A 26402-nucleotide genomic window follows, 5' to 3' on the forward strand; every position below is an offset into this window, starting at 1 on the left:
GGTGCAACTCCCCACCAGAAGCCGTGTTTTCACACGGCAAACCCGTACAGCGTCGCTGTACGGCTTCACGTACTGCTTCATCATGGGTACGGAGCGTGACCCTCGTCCCGTGAACGACGAAACTCCACCCCTGCCTCAACGCGTCCGGCGCGTCCGGCGCGACCCGCACGATCCGCGCGAACGCTTCTACCGGCGTGAACGACGGTCCGTCCCCGCCGCCCGCGCCTTCACGGCCGCCGCCCTCGCGGACTGGGGCATCCGCGGCGAACGCGCGGACGACATCACGCTCTGTGTGAGCGAGTTGACGACGAACGCGCTGCTGCACGGCGTCCCGCCCGGACGCGGTTTCCGGCTGAGCCTGCGGCTGGACCGTGGCGGCGACGTACTGCGCGTAGAGGTGCACGACAGCGGCGGCGGGCGGCCCGAACTGGATCTGAGGGAGGGCGGTGACGCCGAGTCGGGGCGTGGGCTGCTGCTCGTGGCGGCGCTGGCCGACCGGTGGGGGGTCGTGGCGCGCGTGCCCGGCAAGGTGGTGTGGTGCGAGTTCGTGACGGAGGAGGGGGAGGCGGCGGCGGAGAAGGCGGGGAAGGGCGTGCTGGGGGTCCGCGCCGGCGCCGGAAGGTGAGAGGGCCGTGCGGTGCCGGACAGGTCACGGCACCGCACGGCCCTGGTCAGACATGCCGAGCCCGCGAGGGGCTCGGCCCTACCGCTCGGCTCAGCTCAGGAGTTCCACCTCCGCCAGCGTCGCCGTACCGGTCGGCACGAGTCGATAGTGCGCGTACGAGCCGGGGCGGGCGACCGTGAAAACCCTGGTCTGCTGGTCCCAGGCGAAGGATTCGCCCGAGCGGCGGTCCAGGGTCTTCCACTTCTCGCCGTCCTTCGACCCCTGCAACGTCCAGCCGCGCGGCGCCTTCGCCTTGTCGGCGGGGGAGGTCAGCGTGTACTGCACGGCCTTGGTCCTCTTGTCGACCGGCAAGGTCACGGCGGAGTCCACACCGGCCTCGGTGGCCGAGGAGTCGTCGAAGAGCGCGCCCGCACCCTTGAGGGCGTCCTCGCGAGGCGACGGAACCTTGTCGTCCTTCGTGATCGACACGGGCTGGGCGTTCTTGCCGGAGCCCCAGGCCGAGGGCTTCGGGCCCATGTCGAATTCGAGGGTGCCGCCGCGCGCGACCACCTCGTGCGGCAGGGCGGTCGACATCCACTTCTTGCCGTTGACCTCGAGCCCCTGCACGTACACGTTCTTCGCGCTGTTCTTCGGCGCCTTGACGACCAGGTCGCGGCCATTGTCGAGGTGCACGGTCATCTTCGTGAACTGCGGCGATCCGATGGCGTACTCGCCGCTGCCCATGACCAGGGGGTAGAAGCCGAGCGAGGAGAAGAGGTACCAGCCGGACTGCTCGCCGTTGTCCTCGTCGCCGTGGTAGCCCTGGCCGATCTCGCTGCCCGTGTAGAGGCGGGAGAGGACCTCGCGGACCTTCTCCTGCGTCTTGTACGGCTGCCCGGCCGCGTCGTACATGTACGCGACGTGGTGGGCGACCTGGTTGGAGTGGCCGTACATGCCCATGCGGACGTCGCGCGCCTCGGTCATCTCGTGGATGACGCCTCCGTAGGAGCCCGCGAACTCGGCGGAACCGGTCTCGGGGGTCGCGAAGTACGTGTCGAGCTTGTCGGCGAGGCCCTTGCGGCCCCCGTACAGGTTCGCCAGGCCGCGCGAGTCCTGCGGCGCGGTGAAGGCGTAACCCCAGGCGTTGGTCTCCGTGTAGTCGTGGCCCCACACGCGTGGGTCGAACTTCTCCGAAGGCACCCGCCAGCCGCCCTTGGCGTCCTTGCCCTGGAAGAAGCCGGGCTTCGTGCCCGCGCCCGCCGCCTTGTCGTCGAACAAATTCACGTAGTCGCGGGCGCGGTTGAGGAAGTACTCGGACTCGTCCTTGTAGCGCTTGACGCCCGTCTTCTTGAAGAGGGCGGCGCCCATGCGGGAGATGCCGTAGTCGTTGAGGTAGCCCTCAAGCGCCCACGACAGGCCCTCGTGCGTGTCGCTGCTCGTGTAGCCGAGGAACGGCGAGGTCTTCATGCCCTTGCGGCCGACGCCGGAGCTCGGCGGCACCACCGTCGCGTTCTTCAGCGCCGCCTCGTACGCGGCCTTCGCGTCGAACTTCACGCCCTTGACGTACGCGTCGGCGAAGGCGACGTCGGAGGATGTGCCGGTCATCAGGTCGGCGTAGCCCGGCGATGACCACCGCGAGGTCCAGCCGCCGTCCTTGTACTGCTGCACGAAGCCGTCGACCAGCTCACCCGCCTTCTCGGGAGTGAGCAGGGAGTAGGCCGGCCACGTCGTGCGGTACGTGTCCCAGAAGCCGTTGTTGACGTACGGCTTGCCGTCGACGATCTTCGCGCCGGTGCGGGTCGGGGTGTCGGGGCCGGTCTGCGGGGAGAAGGGCGAGGCGTACTTGTACGTCGCCCTGCCGCCTGCCCCGCGCACCTTCTCGAAGCCCGAGTTGGGGTAGAGGTACAGGCGGTAGAGGGACGAGTAGAGCGTCGTGCGCTGTCCCTCGCTCGCGCCCTCGACCTCCACCTTGCCGAGGATGTCGTCCCACGCCCGCTGGGCGCGGTGCTTGACGCGGTCGAAGGACGTGCCGGACGGGATCTCCTGGGCGAGGTTGGCCTTCGCCTGGTCCAGGCTGATCAGGGACGTCGCGAGGCGCAGGCCGACCGTGCGGTCCTTGCCCGGCTGGAAGCGCAGGTAGCCGGTGACGTCGCCACCGCCGCCGCCCTCCAGCTTGCCGCCCGCCGTGACGGGCGCGTCGAAGACCCCGTACACGAAGAGGCGCGTGGCGCCCGTCGACAGGCCGGACTTGACGTCCGAGAAGCCGGAGACGACGCCCTTGTCCTTGTCGAGGGTCAGACCGCCCTTCTCCGAGACGTTGTCGAAGACGACGCTCGCGTCGTCACCCGGATAGGTGAAACGCATCATCGCGGCGTGGTCGGTCGGCGCCATCTCGGCCTTCAGGCCGTTCTCGAACGTCACGCCGTAGTAGTGCGGGCGCGCCGTCTCCTTCTCATGCCGGAAGGGCAGCGCCCGCTTGGTGCGGGACGCGTCCGGGGTGTCCTTGGCGACCGAGGGCATCAGCTGGAACGTCTGGCGGTCGCCCATCCACGGGCTCGGCTCGTGGCTCGCGCCGAACGCCTGCATCGTCGGCAGATTCTCGTCGTTGTTGCCGCGCGCGTAGTCGTACAGCCAGCTCAGCGAGCCGGCGTTGGTCACCGGCGTCCAGAAGTTGAAGCCGTGCGGGACGGCCGTCGCGGGGAAGTTGTTGCCGCGCGAGAAGCCGCCGCTGGAATTGGTGCCGCGCCGCGTGTCGGCGTAGTCGGAGGGGTGCGCCTTGGGCTTCGCGGGAGCCTTCTCCTTCAGGGACACGTCGTCGAGCCAGCCGCGGAACTTCGCCGGGCCCTTGGGCGCGTCGTACGCGACGAGGATGCGGTCCACCGTCCTGTCGCGGGCGACGTCACCGATGCGCGCGTCGACGTTGTTCCACTGGTTGACGTAGAGCGCCTTGGCCGCGCCCTGGCCCCGCGGGGTCAGCGGGAAGCCGTGCTGGTCGACGGCGCTGAGGTCACTCAGATAGGTGCCGTCGGTGAAGGCCAGGTCCACGGCCACGTTCGTGGCGGCGTAGTCCAGGTCGCCCTCGGCCATCGACGGGAAGATCCGGTAGCCCAGCTCGGTGTCCCTGCCCACCTTCACATCGACGTCGAAGACCTTGTTGTACGAATAGCCGCGGCCGTCCGCCTTGTGGCTGCCCGCGTAGCGCAGCGCCTGCGTCCCGGTGAACCCGGCACGGGACTTGGCGGTGGGGGAGCCGCTGGGACCGCGGTCCACCAGGCTCAGCATGTCCTCGGGCGCCGGGGCCTCGGTCCCGCCCACCGACAACTGCACGTCGGCCAGCTGGAGGGCGTCGCTCGCGCCGTTGTTCGCGGTGACGTCGAGGCGGTAGTGCGCGTACGCCGAGGAATTCTCGAAGTCGTACTTCTTCGTCTTGTGGCGGCCGTCGAAGCTTTCCCCCGCGCGCTCGTCGAGGACCTTCCAGTCCTTGCCGTCGGTGGAACCCTTCAGGGTCCAGTCCTTCGGGTCGCGCTCGGCGTGGTCGTTGGCCGAGGTCAGCGCGTACGTCACGACCTCGGCGGGCTCGTCGAGGTCGAACTCCGCCCAGCCGTCCTTCGCGAACGTCAGCCATTTGCTGGTCGCCTCGCCGTCGACGAGGTTCGCCGCCACCTCACCCGATCCGGTGTTCTCGCCGCTGGCCCGCACCTCGGTGACGTGGTCGTTCACGCTGCCGGGCAGCCCGGAGCTGAACTCGCCGTTGACGCCCGAGGCCTTCTTCCCGCCGTCGGGGCTCGTCTCGACGGTGTTGCGCCAGTCGGGTTGTGTCTCCCCCTTCTCGAAGGACGAGAAGAACTCCCGCTCCGCGCGGGGCGATTGCGCCGGCCCGGCGGTGGCGGCTCCCTGTGCCGCCACGACGAGCGCGAGCGCCAGCGTCCCGGCGGCGACCGCCGAACGGGGGCCGGGACCGGGTGGACGGTTGAGTATGTAACGAGGTCTGCGAGCCGAGTGCGGCATCCCCGAGACCCTCCTTGGAAGTTGGACAACGTTGTCACGATCGCTGCGCAAGCTCTAGTAGGGAGTCAAGTGCCGATGGGTGTCAAGGTTGTTGACGGGGGTGGTGAGCCGTCCGGGCGTATGTGTGTCGCGTGGGTGTGCGGGGCGCGGGCGCATACGGGTCGCGGCGGTGCGCGCCGTCCGGACGGCGGCGCGCTGTGGGAAAGTCCATGGAAACCGGCGCGAAAGTCCAGGGGTTCCGGCGATGATCTGCGAGAGGTTCTCAGCGGGGATCACCGCAGGTCTCAACTCGGCAAACGCCGCTGACCAAAGCTGTATTCGATCTTGCCCACCCGGCCGCGAGTGGACTATACCTGTCGGCGCCCAGCTTCACACCACGCGGTGCCGGGGAGGGTCCGGTTCACCGCCTGAGTCCTACGAGAAGGCGAGGACTTGAGCATGGGATCCACCAGCGTCAACCGTCGTGATGTCATGAAGAGGGCGGCAGCCGCCGGTCTGCTCGCGGTGCCGGCCGTCGGGGCGCTGAGCTCCTGCGCAAGCGGTGGCGGCGACGGGAACAAGGCCGAGAAGGGCGAGAAGACCAAGAAGAACCCGCTCGGCGTCAAGGACGACGCGGGCCTGACGGTCTACATCTTCAACGGCGGGTACGGCGACAAGTACGCCCAGTTCGTCACGGACATGTACGACAAGAAGTATCCCAAGGCCGATCCGGAGCAGAAGCCCACCGAGAAGATCGCCACCCAGGTCCAGCCGAAGATCGTCCGCGGCAAGCCCACGGCGGACGTCGTCAACAACTCCGGCGCCGACCAGATGAACATCGGCAAGCTCGTCCACAACAAGCAGGTCGCCGACTTCAGCGAGATGCTCGCCGCGCCCTCGTGGGACGACCCGAAGGTCACCGTGCGCGAGACCCTGGTGCCCATCGTCGAGCAGATGGGCCGCTTCGGCGGCAAGGAGTGCTACCAGCTCAACATCGCGCTGACGGTGTACGGGAACTGGTACTCCAAGAAGCTCCTTGAGAACGGGCTCGACTCCGCGTACCCGAAGACCTGGGACGAGATGCTCGCGGTCTGCAAGAAGGCCAAGGCCAAGGGCATCCACGGCTGGAGCTACCCGGGCGGCCACCCGCGCTACATGTTCTTCAGCATGTACGCGATGTTCGCCCAGCGCGGCGGCCGCGAGGTCATCGAGGCGATGGACTACCTGGAGCCGGGCGCCTGGAAGAACGACGCGGTCAAGGACGTCTTCGAGGCCTGGGAGGAACTGGTCGCCAAGAAGTACGTGCTCACCGGCTTCGACGGCACCGAGGCCCACACCGAGATGCAGACGGCGTGGACGAAGGAGGGCAAGTGCGTCTTCGTGCCCAACGGCTCCTGGGTGGAGAACGAGGCCAAGGACACCACGCCCAAGGACTTCGCGATGACGGTGGGCGCGACCCCGTCCCTCGACTCGGGCGACAAGATGCCCTTCGGGACGCTCTACGCCCCCGCGGGTGAGCCCTTCATCGTCCCCGCCAAGGCCAAGAACGTGCAGGGCGGCCTGGAGTGGATGCGGATGATGTACAGCAGGGAGGCCGCGGTCAGCCTCTTCAAGGAGACCGGCTCGCTGCCCGTCGTCAAGGGCGTCCTCGACGGTCTGAAGCAGCTGCCCCCGGGCGCGGCGAGCGCCCAGGCGGCGATCAAGGCGGCCGGGGACAACATCGTCATCCCTCAGTTCATGGACTGGTACAACGAGCTGTTCCGCGAGGACTTCAACAACATGATCCACAAGTTCATGCAGGGCCAGATCGGGGCCAGGCAGGCGATGGACACCATGGAGAAGGCCGCGGACCGGATCAAGAACGACCCCGACATCACCAAGATCAAGAAGGCGTGACCGGACGGGCGGGGCTGAGCAGCGTGAAGACCGACACCGGGGTGGGCGGTTCCCCACCTCCCAAGAAGCAGGCGGACCCGGGGCCCGGACCGAGGCCGGTGAGCGGACTGCTGTTCGCCCTGGCGGTGGTGCTGCCGCCCCGCTTCACCCCCGAGCGGGTGCGCTACGACCGGCGCTACCGCACGCTCGACAAGTACCGCTTCATCGTGGGCTTCCTCGCCGTGCCGCTCGCGTTCTACGCGCTGTTCGTCGTCTCGCCCTTCCTCCAGGCGATCTACTACTCGTTCACCGACTGGTCCGGCGGCCCGGTCGCGAACTTCGTCGGCTTCGACAACTACCGCAAGATGTGGAACGACGAGCGCTTCTGGGACTCCCTGGAGGTGAGCGCCCTCCTGCTGCTCATCGCCCCCGCGATCACCCTGGTCCTCGGCATGTTCTTCGCCTACATGATCACCTCGGGCGGTCGGCACCGCAGGGGCCAGGCCATCGCGGGCGTCGCGGGCTCCTCGCTCTACAAGGTCGTCTACTTCTTCCCGCAGGTGCTCTCCGTCGCCATCATCGCCGTGGTGTGGGGGCGCGTCTTCAACACCAACAGCGGCCTCATCAACGGCGGCCTCGACAAGGCCGGCATCGAGGGGCCCGCCTGGCTCGGCGGCGACGAGACCCTCGGCATCATCTCGCTGCTCACCGTGATCAGCTGGAGCTTCATCGGCTTCTACGTCGTGCTGTTCTCCGCGGCGATGGGATCGGTGCCCAAGGAGATCTACGAGGCAGCGCTCCTCGACGGCGCGGGCCGCGCCCGCACCTTCTTCAACGTCACGCTCCCGCTGATCTGGGACACCGTGCGCACCGGCTGGATCTACATGGGCATCCAGGCGCTCGACACCTTCGCGATCTGCCTGGTCATGGTGCCCCCGCACGTCCTGAAGGTGACCCCGGTCTTCCTCTACGAGCGGTTCAGGGACGGCCAGTACGGCTACGCCACCTCCATCGGCGTCGTCCTTCTCGTCCTCAGCATGGCGTTCTCCCTGATCGTCATGCGGCTCGGGAACCGCGACCGGATCGAATACTGAGACCGCGGGAGCCACGCATCATGACCACGACCACCACCTCCGCGCCGCGTCCCGAGACCGTCGCCGCGCCCCGCGGTACGAAGGAGACGGGCGGCGCCACCCTCAACGTCTTCTCGCACGCCTTCCTCGTCCTGTGGGTCGTCCTCGCCGCCGGGCCGCTGATCTGGGTCGCGCTCACCGCGTTCCGCCCCTCGGCCGAGATCCTCAGCGACCCGATGGGCTGGCCCGCCTCCTTCCACTGGGAGAACTTCTCCAACGCCTGGAGCAAGGCGAGCATCGGCCGGTACACCCTCAACTCACTGATCATCCTGGCCGGTTCGCTGACCGGCACCATGCTGCTCGGCTCGATGGCGGCCTACGTCATCGCCCGCTTCACCTTCCCCGGCAACCGCCTCGTCTTCATGCTGTTCGCGGGCGGCATGATGTTCCCGGTCATCCTCGCCCTGGTGCCGCTCTTCGCGGTCATGGAGAACTTCGGCCTCCTCGACACCCGGCCGGGGCTGATGATCGCGTACGTCGCGTACTCCCTGCCGTTCACCACCTTCTTCCTGACCTCCTTCTTCCGCACGCTGCCGACCGGCGTGCAGGAGGCGGCGATGGTCGACGGGGCCTCGCACACCCGCACCTTCTTCCAGATCATGCTGCCGATGGCCAAGCCCGGCCTGGTCAGCATCGGCATCTTCAACTTCCTCGGCCAGTGGAACCAGTACCTGCTGCCGCTGCTGCTCAACAGCGAGGACGAGAACGCCTACGTACTGCCGCAGGGGCTCGCCTCCCTGGCCGTCTCGCAGGGCTACCGGGGCGACTGGGGCGCGCTCTTCGCGGGCCTGACGATCGCGATGCTCCCGGTGCTCGTCGTCTACGCGGTCTTCCAGCGACAGGTACAGGCCGGTCTGACCGCAGGGGCCGTCAAGTGACCTGGTGAGGCAGGTGATTTCAGGTTGGCCACGAAAGTGGTCTAGGCCTGTCGAGGCGAATCGGGCCGTGAGTAGTCTCTGCGCCACGGCGCCGCGGGGGGCGACCGGACGCGCGCAAGTCGACACCGATGTCGAAGGGTTGAACCATCATGAGGAATCGAATAATCGCCACCGGTGCGGCAACGGTCGCCATGGCCCTTGGCCTCACCGCCTGCGGCGGTGACAGCGACAGCGGCGACAGCAAGACGATCAAGCTCGTCGCCGCCGACTACGGCGACAAGGCCTCCAACGCCTCCAAGGTGTACTGGGCCGAGGTCAAGAAGGAATTCGAGAAGGCCAACAAGGGCTACAAGGTCGACGTCCAGGTCATCAACTGGAACGAGATCGACAAGTCCGTCAAGAACATGATCCAAGCGGGCAACGAGCCCGACCTGCTCCAGACCGGCGGCTACGCCGACAAGGTCGCCGACGACCTGCTCTACAAGGCGGACGAGGTGATGTCCGCCAAGACGCGCGAGAACCTCATCCCCACCTTCGCCAAGGCCGGCGAGGTCGACGGCACCCAGTACGGCATCCCGTGGGTCTCCTCCAGCCGCGTGATGTTCTACAACAAGGCCGTCTTCAAGAAGGCCGGCATCAAGAGCCCGCCGAAGACGTGGGACGAACTGGCCGCCGACGCCAAGAAGATCAAGGCCAAGAAGGCCGCCGACACCCCCTACGCCCTGCCGCTCGGCCCCGAGGAGACCCAGGGCGAGTCGATGCTGTGGGAGCTCGGCAACGGCGGCGGGTACACCGACGCTGACGGCAAGTACACCATCGACAGCCCGCAGAACGTCGAGACCTTCAACTGGCTGAAGGCCAACCTGGTCAAGCCGGGCCTGACGTACGCCAACCCCGCCTCCACCGACCGCAAGACGGCCTTCGCGGACTTCGCGGCGGGCAAGGTCGGCATGCTCAACGGCCACCCGAGCCTCATCCAGATGGCCAAGGAGGGCAAGGTCGACTACGGCGTCGCCCCCGTCCCCGGCAAGCAGGGCCCGCTGGACGGCACCCTCGGCGTGGCCGACTGGATGATGGCGTTCAAGGACGGCGGCGCGAAGAAGGAGGGCGTGAAGAAGTTCCTGGACTTCACGTACTCCAAGAAGATGCTGGCGTTCGACGAGATGTACAACCTCATGCCGGTCACCCAGGACGCCCTCAAGACCATGCAGAGCAACGGCAAGCACAAGGACCTCGAGCCGTTCTTCGCGGTGCTCCCGAAGGCGAAGTTCTACCCGCTGGGCGACACCTCGTGGGACGTCGTCTCCGCCGAGATGAAGAAGACCGGCGGCAAGGCGGTCTCCGACGACCCGAAGCAGGTCCTCGGCGACCTGCAGAAGAAGGCGGAGACGGCGGCGAGCGAGGCCAAGTAGCCGCACGGGCACGGCCGTGCGCTCAACTCACCACCCCACACCCCGTTCGCTAGGAGTCCTTGTGTCCCTGAAGGCCCCTCCGTCCCCGGCCGACTCCGGCCGGGGACGGGGCGGGCGCGCACCCGGGCCGGTGAGCCGCCGCAGCGGCATCGCCCGGCTTGGCCCGCTGCCCTGGATAGCGCCCGTCATCCTGCTGATCCTCGCCGTGGTCGTCTGGCCCGTCGTCGAGCTGATCCGCACCTCGTTCCTCAACATCTCCATCGCCGGCAAGGTGCGCGGCAGCGCCGGGACCGACAAGTTCAAGAAGCTCTTCGAGGAGAGCGACCTCGGGGCCGTGCTGCTCTGGACGGTGGTGTGGACGGTCGTCGTCGTCACCGTGACGATGCTGCTCTCGCTGGCCCTCGCCCAGCTGTTCAACCAGAAGTTCCCCGGCCGCCGCGTCACCCGCTGGGCGCTCATCGCCCCCTGGGCCGCCTCCGTCCTGATGACCGCCATCGGCTTCAAGTGGATGCTCAACCAGACGGCGGGTGTGCTCAACACGCTGATGCTCGACCTCGGCCTGATCGACGACTCCAAGGACTGGCTCGGCAGGCCGGAGACCGCGTGGCCGTGGATGATGGCCGTCGCCGTCTTCGTCTCCCTCCCCTTCACCACGTACACCCTCCTGGCCGGTCTCCAGACCATCCCGCAGGAGGTCTACGAGGCGTCGAGGATCGACGGCGCGGGACCCTGGCAGACGTACCGCCACATCACCCTGCCGATGCTGCGGCCCGCCTTCCTCGTCGGCGTCGTCATCAACCTCATCAACGTCTTCAACTCCTTCCCGATCATCTGGGCCATGACCCAGGGCGGACCGGGCTACGACACCTCCACGTCGATGGTGTTCATGTACAAGCTGAAGGAGACCGACATCGGTGAGTCCGCGGCCATGTCGGTCGTCAACTTCCTGATGGTCGTGGTGCTCGTGCTGATCTTCCTGAAGGTCAGCCGGTGGAACGAGGAGGACTGATGGCCACCGCGACGGCGACCCGCCCCGCGCCCCGGAAGGACGGCGGACCGAACAGGCCCCGGCGCACCTTCCGGCCCCGCACCCTGGTCATCACGGCCTGCGCCTGGCTCCTCGCCGCGGTCTTCCTCGCGCCGTACCTGGAGATGATCGTCACCGCGCTCCGCCCCAAGGAGGAGCTGCGCGACCGCACCTACCTGCCCAAGAACCTGGAGTGGGGCAACTTCATCGACGTCTGGAAGGAGTCCGAGCTCGGCCAGAACCTCCAGGTCACGCTGCTCGTCGCGGGCGGCGCGACCCTCCTGGTCCTGCTCGTCTCGCTGCCCGCCGCCTACTACACGGCGCGCATGCGCTACCGCGGCCGGAAGATCTTCCTGCTCCTCGTCCTCGTCACCCAGATGTTCCAGCCCACCGCCCTCCTCGTCGGCCTCTACCGCGAGTTCCACGAGCTGGACATGCTCAACTCGGTCTGGACCCTGATCCTCACCAACGCGGCGTTCAACCTCGCCTTCGCGGTGTGGATCCTGACGGCCTACATCAGCTCCATCCCGCCGGAGCTGGAGGAAGCCGCCATGGTCGACGGCACCAGCCGCTTCGGGGCCATGATCAAGGTGACGCTGCCGCTCGCCCTGCCGGGCGTCGTCACAGCCGTGATCTTCACCTTCATCACGTCCTGGAACGAGTTCGTGATGGGCCTGACCCTGACGACCGAGCCGGAGAAGCAGCCGTTGACCGTCGGCATCAACAACTTCATCGGCAACTACACGGTGCAGTGGAACTACCTCTTCGCCGCCTCCGTGGTCGCGATCATCCCGGTCATCGTGCTGTTCGCCTTCATCGAGAAGCACGTCGTGAGCGGACTTACGGCGGGCTCGGTGAAGTAAACCGCCCCCGAAAGGGCCGGCATGCGGCCAGAATTGGGGGCATGCCGAGTCGAGTGCAATTGGAGCGGGAGATCCGGGCGCTCCCCGAGGAGACGGCCGTCCGGGCCCTCGCCGTCGTGGTGGAGGAGCGGGGGCTCCTCGCCGAGGCGGGCCGGTGCCCCTGGGGCGACGCCGAGCTGACGGAGGCGGCGACCGCCGGGGACCTGGCAGCGTACCTGCCGCCGGGCCGCCCGGAGGTGACCGAGGGCGAACTCGCGCGCGCCACCCTGGAGTACGTGGCGTCGCGGGACGAGGACATGGCACGCACGGTCGGCGAGGCCGTCGACTACGCGCGCTCGCCCATGGAGCGCTTCGAACCCGTGGCGCTCTCGGTCACCGTCCTGGTCGTCGTGCTCCTCCAGACCGAGGTCGCCGTGAAGCGGGACACCCGGGGCAGGTGGAGCTTCACCCTCCACAAGCGGGCCATGAAGGACGCCGCCCTGGGCCGGGTCTTCACGGCCCTGCTCACGCGGCTCACCGGCGGGAAGTAGCCGGCGGTCGGCCGGGGGAGCGGGGGCGCCGTGGCGGTGTCGAAGCGGGCGGCGTACGCCTGGCGGTGCGAGAAGTGCGGCCGGGGGTGCGAGGCCCCGGTGTGGCGCGTCGTCGACGCCCGCGAACGGGCCGACGTCCTGGCGGCGCCGGACGCGGGGCTGGCGTGGGTGGAGTGTCCCGGGTGCGGGGAGAGAGCGGAGATCGCCGCCCCGCTGCTTGTGCTGCGCCCCGGGGAGACGGCGCCGATGCTGCTCGGCCTCTCCATCGAGGAGCTGCGGGGGGATCCGTCCCAGTGGTCCGGGGTCGCCCTGCTCGAAGAGGCCGGGCGGGACGGGGCCTTCCACGGACACGTCTTCACCGGCAACGCGATCCCGCTGCCCCGCGGACTCGTCCCCGTCGTCCTGTCCCGGGATCTGGAACGCGACCTGACCGAACCCGATTCCGCCTGCGCGGAGTTGGCCCCCCAGGGGCAGCCGACCGTCGATAACTACGGGACCTTCCTGCACTGCCTCGCGGAGAGCCATGAGGAGATCCGGATCGAGCGGCTGCTGTACGCCGTAGTGGCGAGCCCGCCCGACGAACTCGCCGAACTGGTGCGCACGGAACCGGAGCTGACCGAAGGCACCAAGCTGCGCGACGCCGGACGCGAGGAGCTGCGTGCGGCCACCGGCACCCCACTCGAATCGGCGCTGCGGCGGCGGCAGGACCTCCTTGACGAGCTCTGCGACGGCCAGACCCCGCCCGACGAGGCCATGCGGCGCTACTTCGACTCGCTCGGCCGGTTCGGCGGCGATCTGCGCGCCCGTCTCGACGAACTGTACGAGAGCGCCTTTCGCGGCGAGGGGCCCGAGGGCATCGCGCGGGCCCGCGAGGCCCTGCGACTCGCGGCCGACCTCGGCGAGGAGGACCTGGAGACCGAGCTGGCTGCCCTGCTCGGCGAACGCCTCGTCACCACCGGGGCGACGGCCGACCTCGCCGAAGGGATCCGGCTCCTCGAACACGCCCTGTCCCGACGGCCCGAAGGCACCCTGGACTGGGTGCGGACGGCCAACAACCTCGCCAGCGCCCACTACGGACGCGACGACGGCGACCGCCTCGAGGTCTGGGAGACCGCCCGTGACCTGCTGGCCCGCGCGAGCACGCTCGACCGCCGCGAACACCCCGAGTACTGGGCCAGACTCCAGACCAACTACGGACTGCACCTCTCCGAGCGGCCCGGCGGGGGACCCGCGGACCTCGCCCTCGGCATCGAGCACATCAGGGCGGGTCTGGCGGAGCGCTCCCCGGAGCGTTCGGTGGTCAACTGGGCCTACTCCCAGGTCAATCTGGGCCTGCTCCTCGCCCGCAGGGCCGAGCCCGAAGACCTGCGGCAGGCCGAGGAGTGCTACCGCGACACGCTGCGCCACCTGCGGCCCGACGACGCCCCCGCACTGTGGTCGGTGGCGCAGGGCAACCTCGCCGACCTGCTGCTCAACCGCGAGTCCCCGGACGCCCACGGAGCCCGGACCGCCGCCACCGCGGCGCTCGACCTGGCGGCGGCGCGCCCCGGCCTGATCGACGAGGCCCGCGTCACCTGGCTCCTCGCGCGGGCCACCGATCTGATCGACGGGCACGACAGCCCCGGGAGCGTCCGGCTGCGACAGGCGGCCCTGACGGCCGCGCCTCCCGCCATCGCGCCCTCCCTGCATCTCAGGATCGCCAAGGAGCTGATGGACTCCCATGCGGCCACCGGGCGTTGGACGGAAGCGGCCGACGTCGCCGAGGACATGCTCACCGCCGTCAGCGCGCTCTACGACGCCCAGGTCACCGTGGAGAGCCGCCGCGGGGTCCTCCTCCAAGTGGACCGGCTCGCCCGCTGGACCGCCTACCTGCTGGCGCGGGCGGGCCGCCCCGAGCGCGCGGTCGAGGCGCTGGAGCGCGGCCTCGCCTGCGAGCTCTCGGCGGTGGCGGGACGCGGAGCGGCGGAGCTGACGCGACTCGAACGCGCCGACCCCCTCCTGGCCGAGCGCTACACCCGGGCGCGGGCCCGGTACAGCTCCTCGGTCACGGAACCCGCGGCGGCGGCCGAAGGCCCGCTCACCCCCGGGACCCGCGGGCAGGCCGACGCCGAACGCGCCCTGCGCACGGTGGTCGAGGAGGTCCGGGCGATCCCCGGCTTCGAGGAATTCCTGCGCACCACGCAGGTGCGGGACATCGCCAGGGCCGCGGGCGGGGTGCCGCTCGCCTATCTGGTGAACGCGCCGTGGGGGAGCTACGTGCTCATCGTCTCCAGCGACGGCGACGGCGATGACGGCCACGGTGGTGGCGGTGGTGGCAGGGCGGGCGACGGCGGCGGGCCGACCGTACGGGCCGTGCACGTCCCCGAGATCAGCAGCGTCACCCTCCTCCACCTGCTCGTGATCGACCCGGAGGACGAGAGAGCGGGCCTGTGGCTCGTGCAGCAGGGGACGCGGCTGACGCGCCGCCGGGAACTCCCGGCGACCCTCGGCCGCCTCGGCGTCCTGGAACCACTCGTGCGCCCGCTCGCCGACCTCCTCGGACAGGACGCACGACATGAGGCCGTCGTCGTACCGACCGGCCTGCTGGGCCTCGTGCCCCTGCACGCCGTGCCGCTGGGCCCCGGTGGTGTCGACGGAGCGGTGCAAGTCCTCGACGACGTAGGGACGTTGGCCCTCGCCCCCTCCGCGGCCGTCCACGCCGCGTCCCGGGCACGGGCCGAGCGGCCCCGGGAAGCCGTGCCGCGCCTCGTGACCGTCACGGACCCGGACGGCTCGCTGCCCGGCAGCCGCGGTGAACGCGCCGAGATCGCCGCGCTGTTCGTGGCCAGGGGCGAGGTCAGCAGTGCGGTGGGGGACGAGGCGACGGTGGGCTGGGTGCTCGCTCACCTCGCCGAGGCGTCGTACCTGCACCTGAGTTGTCACGGCAGGGCCGGCCCCGAGGGGCGGGGCGGTTCGCTGGTGCTCGCCGACGGCCACCTCGACATGGACACCCTCGTTAGGCACCAACTCCCTTCGTGCAGGCTGGCGGTGGCCAGCGCCTGCCAGTCCGGGCACTACGACATCATCGAGGCCCCCGACCAGTTCCTCGGGCTACCCGCCGGGTTCCTCCAGGCGGGCGCCGCCTGTGCCGTGACGAGCCTGTGGCAGGTGGACGACCTGGCGACCGCCTTCCTGATGACCCGCTTCCACGAACTCCTCGCCCTCGGCCACGCCCCCGTACCCGCGCTGCGGCGCTCGCGCGGCTGGCTGCGCAGGCTCACCCGGGACGAGCTGACGCGGTACACGCGGGCGCACCCGCATCTCGCGGAGCCGGCCGGGCGGTACGCGGGGCAGGCGAGCCCGGCGGACGAGCGGCCCTTCGCTTCGGCCGTGCACTGGGGGGCGTTCACGGCGTGGGGGACATGACACAGGCGTCTGATGTTGAAAGACAAGCTGAGAGCCTGCCTGTGAGGCGGTCCGTCAGCCTCTCCTCGTCGGGCCGTACGGGCCGAGGCTGTAGTCGGCGGAGCTGCCGGGGGCCTGCGGGGCGTCGACCCGCATGACGGTGTAGCGCCCCGCGGCAAGGCCCGAGACGGTCACCGTCACCGGGTAGCGGGCCTCACGGCCCTCCGCGCAGCTCGGGGTGCAGACCTGTTCGCGCCCCTGGCCGGTGGCGCGGGCGGTGGGCGTGCCCCAGCCCGTCCACGTCAGGGCGTCGAGCCCGGACCCGCCGTCGCCGCAGGCGAGCAGCAGCGAGGCGGGCCGGTCCAGGGCCTGCCCGCCGCAGTCGGCGATCGCCGCGGGGCGGGTGCTCGGGCGCGTCCGGACCTTCGTCGGGGCCTGCCGCGAGGGCTCGGGGTCGGGTGAGGGTCCGGTCTCGGGGGTGGTCGGCGCTTCGACCGGGTCCTCCGTCGGCAGCCGAGGCGCCTCGGTGGCCCGTTCCGCTGCCGTGTCCGGGGTCTGGCCCGAGGTCGCCCGCGCCGCGGTCGGGGTGGCCCGAGGACGGGTCTCGGTGGTGTGCTCGCTCTCGCGTCCGGAGGTCGTCAGGGTGTGGACGGCCGTGGCGGTCAGCGCGCCGACGGCCACGGCCGCCACCGCGGCGACGGCGAGCGTGCGCCGGGACGGCCGCCGCGGCGGCTCCGCGGGCGGGGCCTCGATGACGACGGCCCGTTCGGCGGTCCGTTCGGTGGCCCGTGCGGTGGTCCGTTCGGTGGCCCGGTCGTCCACGCGGCTCGCCAACTCGGCCCTCAGCCGGGCGATCTCGGCCTGCTGGGCGGCGATCAGCTCGTGCACCTCGGTCGGCCAGGGGCGTGCCGACGGCGCGATCCGGCCGATGTCCACGAGGAGTTGAGCGGGCGTCGGCCGCTCCCGCGGGTCCTTGGCGAGGCAGCGGGCGACGAGGGGCCGGAGCGTCGCGGGCAGCCCGGAGAGGTCGGGTTCGGTGTGCACGATGTTGTACAGGGTCTGGGGCACGCCGGGTCCGGTGAACGGACCCTTGCCCGTACATGCCATGACCAGCACCGATCCCAGGGAGAACACGTCGGCGGCCGGACCCGGTGGCTGCCCCTCGGCCTGTTCCGGGGACATGAAGCCGGGGGAGCCGACCAGCAGGCCCGAGCCGGTCGGCTCGGTACCGTCCTCGCTGTCGGCCGCCCGCGCGATGCCGAAGTCGATCACCCGGGGGCCGTCGTCGGCGAGCAGGACGTTGGACGGTTTCAGGTCACGGTGCACCAGTCCCGCCCGGTGGATGTCCACCAGGGCGGAGGCCAGTCCGGCCGCCATGCGCAGCACCGCCTCCTCCGGCAGCGCGCCGACCGACGCGACCGCTTCCTGCAGTGCGGGGCCCGGCACGAACTCCGAGGTCAGCCATGGTTCGGCCGCGTCCGAGTCGGCGTCGGTCACCGCGGGGGTGTGCACGCCCGACACCTTGCGGGAGGCGGCCACCTCGCGGCGGAACCGCGCCCTGAAGCCGTCGTCCGTGACGAACTGCTCGTGCACCTGCTTCAGCGCGACCAGGCGGCCGTCCGGGGCGCTGCTCAGCAGGACCCGCCCCATGCCGCCCCGGCCGAGCTCCGCGATCGTGCGGTACCGCCCGACCTCGGTCGGATCGCCCGCCGTCAGCCGTTCCATCGCGCCCCCGTCCCACCCTGTCCGCTACATCTGACGGTCCGTCCAACAACCTAGGGAACGAAGGAAGCAGGTGTCCCCGGTATGCGCGAGGTCGGCCGATTCCGACACCTCTTACACACATCAGGGCCTCACGCGACACGGCGGACGGCGGCCGTGCCACGGTCGGCGGCGTGGCCGTGCGGAGCTGGTCCGTCCGGTGAGCGGCCCAGGAGGGAGAAGCTCACCCGGGCCGGATCCCCGTCAAGGACTTGACTGCGGCATCTCCTACAGCTGAGTTTGGAGTTCACAACTTGTACATGGCCCGGCACCCGCTCAGGGGGCCGGTGTCACGGGGGGCTCCAGAGCCGTCCGAAAGAGGGCAAAGGGTGGATGAGTCAATGGAGACTCCGGGGTCGCAGTCGTCTCTGCACCGGGCCAATCTCGAGCGGGTCGTACGCGCCGTACGCCTCGCCGGATCGCTCACGCAGGCGGAGATCGCGAGGACGACGGGCCTGTCGGCCGCGACGGTCTCCAACATCGTCCGGGAGCTGAAGGACGGCGGCACGGTCGAGGTCACGCCCACCTCCGCGGGCGGCAGGCGGGCCCGCAGCGTCTCGCTCAGCGGGGACGCGGGCATTGTCATCGGCGTCGACTTCGGCCACACCCACCTGCGCGTGGCGATCGGCAACCTCGCCCACCAGGTGCTCGCGGAGGAGTCCGAGCCGCTGGACGTGGACGCGTCCGCCGCGCAGGGCTTCGACCGGGCCGAGCAGCTGGTCAGCAGGTTGATCGCGGCCACCGGAGTGGACCGTACGAAGATCGCGGGCGTGGGGCTCGGCGTGCCGGGACCCATCGACGTGGAGTCCGGCACCCTCGGCTCGACGTCGATCCTGCCGGGCTGGACCGGCACCAAGCCCGCCGAGGAGCTGGGCGGCCGGCTCGGCGTGCCCGTGCACGTCGACAACGACGCCAACCTCGGCGCGCTCGGCGAGCTGGTCTGGGGGAGCGGCCGGGGCGTCAAGGACCTCGCCTACATCAAGGTCGCCAGCGGTGTGGGCGCCGGGCTCGTGATCAGCGGGCGGATCTACCGGGGGCCCGGCGGCACCGCGGGCGAGATCGGGCACATCACGCTCGACGAGTCGGGCCCGGTCTGCCGCTGCGGCAACCGCGGCTGCCTGGAGACCTTCACCGCCGCCCGCTACGTGCTGCCGCTGCTCCAGTCCAGCCACGGCACGGACCTGACCATGGAGCGGGTGGTCGGCCTCGCGCGCGACGGCGACCCGGGGTGCCGACGGGTGATCGCGGACGTCGGTCGGCACATCGGCAGCGGCGTCGCGAACCTCTGCAACCTCCTCAACCCCTCCAGGGTCGTACTCGGCGGCGACCTCGCGGAAGCCGGTGAGCTGGTGCTCGGGCCCATCAGGGAGTCGGTCGGGCGGTACGCGATCCCGAGCGCGGCGCGTCAGCTCTCCGTCCTGCCCGGGGCGCTCGGCGGGCGGGCCGAAGTACTCGGCGCGCTGGCCCTCGCGCTCAGCGAGATGGGCGATTCAACCCTTTTGGATGGAACGCTGCCTGCGGGCACACCTGCCTTCACTTAGATAACGCATGGCACCGTTGTCATCTCGTTAAGGATTTACTCCTTGACGCTGGTGTGGCGGCCGAGTTGACTTCGAGCCACCTCGGCCGCAACGACGCGGCCTCGTCAGGGAGGCACCCCACCATGAACGCAATGACGCGTCGCGTCGTCATAGGCACGGCCGCGGTTTCGATGGCACTGGCCATGACCGCGTGCGGCAAGGCCGGCGACGACGACAAGGGCGGCGGCGGCGACGGCAAGACCATCGGCCTGCTGCTCCCCGAGAACAAGACCACGCGCTACGAGACCTTCGACCGCCCCATCATGGAGGCGAAGATCAAGGAACTCTGCTCGGACTGCAAGGTCAAGTACAACAACGCCGCGCAGGACATCGAGACGCAGAAGAAGCAGTTCGACGCCCTCGTCACGCAGGGCATCAAGGTCATTATCCTGGACGCGGTCGACTACAAGTCGACGAAGTCGTGGGTCAAGCAGGCCGAGAAGCAGGGCGTGAAGGTCGTCGCGTACGACCGGCTCGCCGAGGGCCCGATCTCCGCGTACGTGAGTTACGACAACGAGAAGATCGGCCGCCTGCAGGGCGGGGCCCTGGTCAAGGCCCTCGGCTCGAAGGCCAAGGACGCCAACGTCGTCATGATCAACGGCTCTCCGACCGACCCGAACGCCCCCTTCTTCAAGAAGGGCGCCCACTCGGTGCTCGACAAGAAGGTCAAGAAGATCGCGTACGAGCAGGACATCCCCGACTGGTCGCCGGACGAGGCGAGCCGCAAGATGTCCTCCGCGATCGACAAGCTCGGCAAGGACGGCATCCAGGGCGTCTACGCCGCCAACGACAGCATGGCGGGCGCCGCCATCACCGCCCTCAAGGGCCGCGGCATCAAGGTCCCCGTCGGCGGCCAGGACGCCGAACTCGCCGGTATCCAGCGCCTGTTGAACGGCACGCAGGACTACACGATCTACAAGCAGATCAAGCCGGAGGCCGAGACCACCGCCGAGATCGCGGTGCGTCTGCTCCAGGACAAGAAGATCGACGCCATCACCGACCGCGAGGTCGACTCGCTCAGCGGCGACGTCAAGGGCATCCCCGCCAAGCTGTACGACGCGCAGGCGATCACCAAGGACGAGGTCGCCGACACGATCGTCAAGGACAAGGTCTACAAGGTCAGCGAGATCTGCACGGCCCAGTACAAGAAGGCCTGTGACGCCGCGGGTGTCAAGTAACGCCCGCTTGCGGTAAGCCCGTTCGTACGGGATGAGCCCCGGGGGCGCGTGAGAGCGCTCCCGGGCGCCCGTACGGGACGGACTCGGGTACCGGTCCGGTGCCCCGCCCCGACACACCGCCCCGCAACCGGGGGGCGGGGCGCCGGATTCGCCTCGACTGTCCTTCTGCACCACCATCCCCGCCGGTCAGGCGGCGAAGGAGATGATTCACGTGTCCGCTACGCCCGTGCTGGCGTTGCGCGGGGTCTCCAAGCGGTTCGGCGCCGTCCAGGCGCTCACGGACGTAGACCTCGAAATCCATGCCGGTGAGGTGGTCGCCCTCGTGGGTGACAACGGCGCCGGCAAATCCACGCTCGTCAAGACGATCTCGGGCGTCCACCCGATCGACGACGGCACCATCGAGTGGGAGGGCAAGGGGGTCCGCATCGGACGCCCGCACGACGCCCAGAACCTCGGCGTCGCCACCGTCTACCAGGACCTCGCGCTCTGCGACAACCTCGACGTGGTGGCCAACCTGTTCCTGGGCAGTGAGCTGAAGACCGCCACCGTCCTCGACGAGATCAAGATGGAGAAGCGGGCCAAGCAGCTCCTCGACACCCTCTCCATCCGCATCCCCAGCGTCCGCATCCCGGTCGCCGCCCTCTCCGGCGGCCAGCGCCAGGTCGTCGCCATCGCCCGCGCGCTGGTCGGCGACCCCAAGGTCGTCATCCTCGACGAGCCCACCGCGGCCCTCGGCGTCGAGCAGACCGCCCAGGTACTCGACCTGGTCGAGCGGCTGCGCGAGCGCGGCCACGGCGTGATCCTCATCAGCCACAACATGGCCGACGTGAAGGCCGTCGCGGACCGCGTCGCGGTGCTGCGGCTCGGCCGCAACAACGGCACCTTCTCCGTTGCCGACACCACCAACGAAGAGATCATCGCCGCCATCACCGGCGCCACGGACAACGCCGTGACCCGCCGCAAGGCGCGCTCGGCCCCGGTCACGAAGGAGGACGCGAAGTGAGCGACCTCGCCAAGAACCCGAAGCCCGCGCCCGAAGCCCCCGGCAAGGACACCGCCCCGGGCACCCCGGGCGCCGTGGACACGTCGGCCGCGCCGGTCCCCGCCGTCGACCCGCGCCTGCTCGTCCGCGAGGAGGGCCTGGCCGGCTACTGGACCGAGTTCAAGCGCAAGATGCGCGGCGGTGAGCTCGGCTCGCTGCCCGTCGTCGTGGGCCTGATCCTCATCGCGATCATCTTCCAGCTGAAGAACGAGCACTTCCTGGACGCGAGCAGCCTCGCGAACATCGCGGTCTTCACCTCCGGTCTCGGCATCATGGCCGTCGGCATCGTCTTCGTCCTGCTGCTCGGCGAGATCGACCTCTCGGTCGGTTCCGTGGCCGGCATGGGCGCGGCGGTGTGGGCCGTGCTGAACGTCACACATGAGATGAACGACTGGCTCTCGGTCCTCATCGCCGTACTGACCGGCATGGTCATCGGTGCTCTGCACGGCTTCTTCTTCGCCAAAATCGGCGTGCCCGCCTTCGTGGTCACCCTCGCCGGCTTCCTCGGCTGGAGCGGTGTGCAGATCTGGCTGATGGGCGGCGAGGGCAGCATCAACACGCCCGAGGGCAGCGTCGTCGAGGACCTCACCGGGCACTTCTTCGCGGAGAAGGGCGCCGCGTACGGTCTGGCGGCCGTCGCGATCATCGCGTACGCCGGTTCGCTGCTGCTCGATAGCAAGCGCCGCAGGGCCGCCGCGCTGCCGTCCCGGCCGGTCAGCGAGATCGTGCTGCGCACGGTCGTCGTCGCCGTCCTCGCGGGCGGCGCGGCGTACGAGCTGAACGAGCCCGAGGGCGCCCGCGGCCTGCCGTTGGCCCTGGTGCTCTTCCTCGCCGTCCTGGTGATCGCGGACTTCGTGGCGCGCCGCACCACCTTCGGCCGCCAGGTCTTCGCGGTCGGCGGCAACGCGGAGGCGGCGCGCCGGGCCGGTATCAACGTCGACAGGATCCGCATCACCGTCTTCGCCATCTCCGGCATGCTCGCCGCCTTCGGCGGCCTCTTCATCGCCAGCCTCTCCGGCGGCGCGACGAAGAGCCTCGGCGGCGGCAACACGCTGATGATGGTCATCGCGGCGGCGGTCATCGGCGGCACGAGCCTCTTCGGCGGGCGCGGCAAGGTGTGGTCCGCGCTGCTCGGCATGCTGGTGATCCAGTCCATCCAGCAGGGCCTGAACATGCTCGGCATGGCGAGCGAGATCCAGTTCATGATCACGGGTGCGGTGCTGCTCGCGGCGGTGGTCATCGACTCCGTTTCGCGGCGCACCCAGAAGTCGGCGGGGCGCGCGTAGCGTTCCCCCCGGGTTGATCGCTGCCGGGTCGTGGTGCGTTTTCGGCCGCGGGACGGCGCAGGCTGAGCGCGCGGTTCCCCGCGCCCCTGGTAAGGGGCGCGGGGTCTTCCGTTTGGCGGGTGATGTGGCTCCCGGACGCAAATTGTCGGTGGCGGAACATTAGACTCGACAGACCCGGCAACGCTCGAACAGCACATCTCAGCTCTACTGCAAGGAGGCACGGGTGCCGCTGCTGACCCGCATCACGGGACCGCGCGATCTTGACCGGCTCAGCCCCGAGGAGCTGAACCAGCTGGCGGAAGAGATCCGCGGCTTCCTCGTCGATGCCGTCTCCAAGACCGGTGGCCACCTCGGCCCCAACCTCGGCGTGGTAGAGCTCACGATCGCCCTGCACCGCGTCTTCGAGTCCCCCAAGGACAAGGTCCTCTTCGACACCGGCCACCAGAGCTATGTGCACAAGCTGCTCACCGGCCGCCAGGACTTCGCCAGGCTGCGCAGCAAGGGCGGCCTCTCCGGCTACCCCTCGCGCGCCGAGTCCGAGCACGACGTGATCGAGAACAGCCACGCCTCGACGGTCCTCGGCTGGGCAGACGGCCTGGCCAAGGCCAACCAGGTGCGCGCCAAGGACGACCACGTCGTCGCCGTCATCGGTGACGGCGCGCTGACCGGCGGCATGGCCTGGGAGGCGCTGAACAACATCGCGGCCGCCAAGGACCGCCCCCTCGTGATCGTGGTCAACGACAACGAGCGTTCGTACGCGCCGACCATCGGCGGCCTCGCCGACCACCTCGCCACCCTGCGCACGACCGACGGGTACGAGCGTTTCCTGGCCCGCGGGAAGGATCTCCTCGGGCGCACGCCGGTCGTCGGCAAGCCGCTCTACGAGACGCTGCACGGCGCGAAGAAGGGCCTGAAGGACTTCATCGCCCCGCAGGGCATGTTCGAGGACCTCGGTCTGAAGTACGTGGGCCCCATCGACGGCCACGACATCGAGGCCCTGGAGTCCGCCCTGCAGCGCGCCAAGCGCTTCAACGGCCCCGTCATCGTGCACTGCCTCACCGAGAAGGGCCGCGGGTACCAGCCGGCCGAGGAGGACGAGGCCGACCACTTCCACGGCATCGGCCCGATCCACCCCGACACCGGCCTGCCCGTCGCGGCGGGCGGCATGGACTGGACCTCCGTCTTCGGCGAGGAGATGGTCGAGCTCGGCCGGGAGCGCGACGACATCGTCGCGATCACCGCGGCCATGCTGCAGCCGGTCGGCCTGAAGAGGTTCGCCGAGGAGTTCCCCGACCGCGTCTACGACGTGGGCATCGCCGAGCAGCACGCCGCCGTCTCCGCGGCGGGCCTCGCCACCGGCGGCCTGCACCCCGTCTTCGCCGTCTACGCGACCTTCCTCAACCGCGCCTTCGACCAGCTCCTGATGGACGTGGCGCTGCACAAGTGCGGTGTCACCTTCGTCCTGGACCGCGCGGGCGTCACCGGCACGGACGGCGCCTCGCACAACGGCATGTGGGACATGTCGATCCTCCAGTGCGTGCCGACCCTGCGGATCGCCGCCCCGCGCGACGCCGACCAGGTCCGCCTGCAGCTGCGCGAGGCCGTCGAGGTCGACGACGCGCCGACCGTCGTGCGCTACTCCAAGGGCGCGGTCGGCCCGGCGGTCAAGGCCGTCGCCACGGTCGGCTCCATGGACGTGCTGCGCGAGGCGGGCGCCGACAAGCCGGACGTGCTGCTCGTCTCCGTCGGCGCGCTCGCGCCGATGTGCCTGGAGATCGCCGGCCTGCTCGACAAGCAGGGCATCACCACCACCGTCGTCGACCCGCGCTGGGTCAAGCCGGTCGACGAGGCCATGGCGCCGCTCGCGGAGAAGCACCGCGTCGTCGTCACCGTGGAGGACAACTCCCGTGCGGGCGGCGTCGGTTCGGCAATCGCCCAGGCCCTGCGCGACGCCGGGGTCGACGTGCCGCTGCGCGACTTCGGCATCCCGCCGCGCTTCCTCGACCACGCCTCCCGCAAGGAGATCCTCGCGGAGATCGGCCTGACGGCCCCGGACATCGCCCGGCAGGTCACGGGTCTGGTGGCGAAGCTGGACGGCCGGTTCGAGCGGAACACCGCCGCGGCCGTGGACTCGGTGGAGCCCGCCCGCGACTGAGGTTCGGGCGCCACGTCAACACGCACCGCCGACGGGCCGGTTTCAGCACCCTGTACGGGTGGTGGGACCGGCCCATTCGCGTGAATAGGCCCGCGCCGGGGCTTTCGGGGTACTCGCCCTCTCGATCATGTCGGGGACGACAAGCGTGGGAGGTACGCCCGTGAGCAGCACCCTCTTCAGGACGAAGAGCGTCGAGCAGTCCATCAAGGACACCGAGGAACCGGAGCACGCGCTCAAGAAGTCGCTGTCCGCCCTCGACCTCACGGTCTTCGGCGTCGGCGTCATCATCGGCACGGGCATCTTCGTGCTGACCGGAAAGATCGCCAAGGAGACGGCGGGCCCGTCGGTGGCCCTGGCCTTCGTGGCCGCGGGACTCGTGTGCGCGCTCGCGGCGCTCTGCTACGCCGAGTTCGCCTCCACCGTGCCGGTCGCCGGGTCCGCGTACACCTTCTCGTACGCCTCGCTCGGTGAGTTCCCCGCCTGGATCATCGGCTGGGACCTGATCCTGGAGCTCGCGCTCGGCTGCGCGGTGGTCGCGGTCGGCTGGTCGGGCTACCTCCGCTCGCTCCTGGACACCGCAGGGGTGCATCTGCCGCAGGCGCTGAGCGGCACGCACGGGGGGAAGTTCGGCTTCGACCTGCTGGCCTGCGTGCTCGTGCTGATCCTGACCGCCATCCTCGTCGCGGGGATGAAGCTGTCCTCGCGGGTCACCAACGTCATCGTCGCCGTCAAGGTCACCGTGGTCGTCCTGGTCATCATCGTGGGCGCCTTCTTCATCACGGGCGCCAACTACGACCCGTTCGTGCCGCCGAGCGAGCACCCGGAGGGCGGCGGCGGCATCACCGCGCCGCTGGTCCAGCTGATCTTCGGCTTCACCCCGTCGAACTTCGGCGTGATGGGCGTCTTCACCGCGGCGGCCGTCGTCTTCTTCGCGTTCATCGGCTTCGACATCGTCGCCACCGCCGCCGAGGAGACCCGCAACCCGCAGCGCGACGTGCCCCGCGGCATCCTCGGCTCGCTCCTCATCTGCACGATCCTGTACGTCGCCGTCTCCGTGGTCGTCACCGGCATGCAGAAGTACACCGAGCTGTCCACGGACGCCCCGCTCGCGGACGCCTTCAAGGCCGTCGGACACCCCTTCTGGGCGGGCGTGATCAGCTTCGGCGCGGCCGTCGGCCTCACCTCCGTCTGCATGATCCTGCTGCTCGGCCAGACCCGGGTGTTCTTCGCGATGAGCCGCGACGGGCTGCTGCCCCTGTCGTTCTCCAAGGTCCACCCCAAGTTCGGCACGCCGTACCGCTCGACGGTCCTGCTCGGCGGCGTCGTGGCGGTCGTCGCGGGCTTCACCTCCATCGACGCGCTGGCCGAACTGGTCAACATCGGCACGCTCTTCGCGTTCGTCGTGGTGGCCCTCGGCGTCATCCTGCTCCGCAGGCAGCGCCCCGACCTGCCGCGCGCCTTCCGTACCCCGCTCGTCCCGTTCGTACCGGTCCTCTCGGTCCTCGCCTCGCTCTGGCTGATGCTGAACCTGCCTGCGGAGACCTGGCTGCGGTTCGGCGTCTGGATGGTGCTCGGCGTCGTCATCTACTTCGTGTACGGGCGTTCGCACAGCCGCCTGCACCTCCGCGACCGGCACGCTCGCGACGCACGGTAGTCACGCGCCGTTCGTCAGGCATTCCTCTCCGGCCCCGTATGTCCCGATCCGTC

The 26402-nt window shown here is 69.8% G+C and carries 17 protein-coding genes; 15 read left to right on the plus strand and 2 right to left on the minus strand.

Annotated features, from left to right (window positions below):
* The first annotated feature begins 109 nt into the window (after window positions 1-109).
* Window positions 110-625 (plus strand): ATP-binding protein, encoded by a 516-nt coding sequence (locus tag AC07DI_RS11225; RefSeq protein WP_478903842.1) that lies wholly within the window; start codon window positions 110-112, stop codon window positions 623-625.
* Between the two features lie 90 nt (window positions 626-715).
* Here AC07DI_RS11225 and AC07DI_RS11230 read toward each other — a convergent pair whose 3' ends face one another.
* Window positions 716-4612: a GH92 family glycosyl hydrolase gene (locus tag AC07DI_RS11230; protein ID WP_478903844.1), complete on the minus strand. Its 3897-nt coding sequence runs from the start codon at window positions 4610-4612 to the stop codon at window positions 716-718.
* Window positions 4613-5050: 438 nt separating this feature from the next.
* Here AC07DI_RS11230 and ngcE point away from each other — a divergent pair, with 438 nt between their 5' ends.
* From ngcE to AC07DI_RS11270, 8 genes are all read left to right on the plus strand, one after another.
* Window positions 5051-6487 carry an N-acetylglucosamine/diacetylchitobiose ABC transporter substrate-binding protein gene (gene ngcE, locus AC07DI_RS11235; protein WP_478903846.1) on the plus strand — a complete coding sequence of 479 codons (1437 nt, stop codon included), beginning with the start codon at window positions 5051-5053 and terminating at the stop codon, window positions 6485-6487.
* 158 nt (window positions 6488-6645) lie between these two features.
* Window positions 6646-7560 (plus strand): carbohydrate ABC transporter permease, encoded by a 915-nt coding sequence (locus AC07DI_RS11240; RefSeq protein WP_478903984.1) that lies wholly within the window; start codon window positions 6646-6648, stop codon window positions 7558-7560.
* Window positions 7561-7580: 20 nt separating this feature from the next.
* Entirely contained in the window at window positions 7581-8477 is an 897-nt protein-coding gene (locus AC07DI_RS11245) for a carbohydrate ABC transporter permease (protein ID WP_478903848.1), read from the plus strand.
* 149 nt (window positions 8478-8626) lie between these two features.
* Window positions 8627-9889, plus strand: coding sequence for an extracellular solute-binding protein (locus AC07DI_RS11250; RefSeq protein ID WP_478903850.1), 1263 nt, complete (start codon window positions 8627-8629; stop codon window positions 9887-9889).
* A gap of 61 nt (window positions 9890-9950) precedes the next feature.
* Window positions 9951-10898 (plus strand): carbohydrate ABC transporter permease, encoded by a 948-nt coding sequence (locus tag AC07DI_RS11255; protein WP_478903851.1) that lies wholly within the window; start codon window positions 9951-9953, stop codon window positions 10896-10898.
* Complete coding sequence (locus AC07DI_RS11260; protein WP_384257783.1) at window positions 10898-11779, plus strand: carbohydrate ABC transporter permease; 882 nt, start codon at window positions 10898-10900, stop codon at window positions 11777-11779. Before AC07DI_RS11255 ends, AC07DI_RS11260 begins: the two co-directional genes overlap by 1 nt.
* A 41-nt stretch (window positions 11780-11820) precedes the next feature.
* Window positions 11821-12309 (plus strand): hypothetical protein, encoded by a 489-nt coding sequence (locus AC07DI_RS11265; RefSeq protein WP_478903852.1) that lies wholly within the window; start codon window positions 11821-11823, stop codon window positions 12307-12309.
* A gap of 30 nt (window positions 12310-12339) precedes the next feature.
* Window positions 12340-15714: a CHAT domain-containing protein gene (locus AC07DI_RS11270; protein ID WP_478903854.1), complete on the plus strand. Its 3375-nt coding sequence runs from the start codon at window positions 12340-12342 to the stop codon at window positions 15712-15714.
* Window positions 15715-15768: 54 nt separating this feature from the next.
* Here the strand turns inward: AC07DI_RS11270 and AC07DI_RS11275 are convergent, their stop codons facing one another.
* Window positions 15769-17418: a protein kinase domain-containing protein gene (locus AC07DI_RS11275; protein WP_478903856.1), complete on the minus strand. Its 1650-nt coding sequence runs from the start codon at window positions 17416-17418 to the stop codon at window positions 15769-15771.
* A gap of 377 nt (window positions 17419-17795) precedes the next feature.
* Here AC07DI_RS11275 and AC07DI_RS11280 point away from each other — a divergent pair, with 377 nt between their 5' ends.
* The 6 genes from AC07DI_RS11280 to AC07DI_RS11305 all read left to right on the plus strand — a co-directional run bounded on the left by AC07DI_RS11280 (window position 17796) and on the right by AC07DI_RS11305 (window position 26349).
* Window positions 17796-18995 (plus strand): ROK family transcriptional regulator, encoded by a 1200-nt coding sequence (locus tag AC07DI_RS11280; protein ID WP_384262473.1) that lies wholly within the window; start codon window positions 17796-17798, stop codon window positions 18993-18995.
* A gap of 122 nt (window positions 18996-19117) precedes the next feature.
* Entirely contained in the window at window positions 19118-20212 is a 1095-nt protein-coding gene (locus AC07DI_RS11285) for a substrate-binding domain-containing protein (protein WP_478903858.1), read from the plus strand.
* 202 nt (window positions 20213-20414) lie between these two features.
* On the plus strand, window positions 20415-21215 hold the full coding sequence (locus AC07DI_RS11290) for an ATP-binding cassette domain-containing protein (protein ID WP_478903860.1): 801 nt from the start codon (window positions 20415-20417) through the stop codon (window positions 21213-21215).
* A complete protein-coding gene (locus tag AC07DI_RS11295; RefSeq protein ID WP_384262467.1) occupies window positions 21212-22540 on the plus strand; it encodes a sugar ABC transporter permease in 1329 nt (442 codons plus the stop codon). The genes AC07DI_RS11290 and AC07DI_RS11295 overlap by 4 nt, the downstream gene beginning before the upstream one ends.
* 223 nt (window positions 22541-22763) lie before the next feature.
* A complete protein-coding gene (dxs, locus tag AC07DI_RS11300; RefSeq protein ID WP_384262465.1) occupies window positions 22764-24695 on the plus strand; it encodes a 1-deoxy-D-xylulose-5-phosphate synthase in 1932 nt (643 codons plus the stop codon).
* A 127-nt stretch (window positions 24696-24822) separates the two neighbouring features.
* On the plus strand, window positions 24823-26349 hold the full coding sequence (locus AC07DI_RS11305; RefSeq protein ID WP_384262463.1) for an amino acid permease: 1527 nt from the start codon (window positions 24823-24825) through the stop codon (window positions 26347-26349).
* Window positions 26350-26402: the final 53 nt, after the last annotated feature.

It is taken from the genome of Streptomyces sp. NPDC044106 (assembly GCF_056433985.1).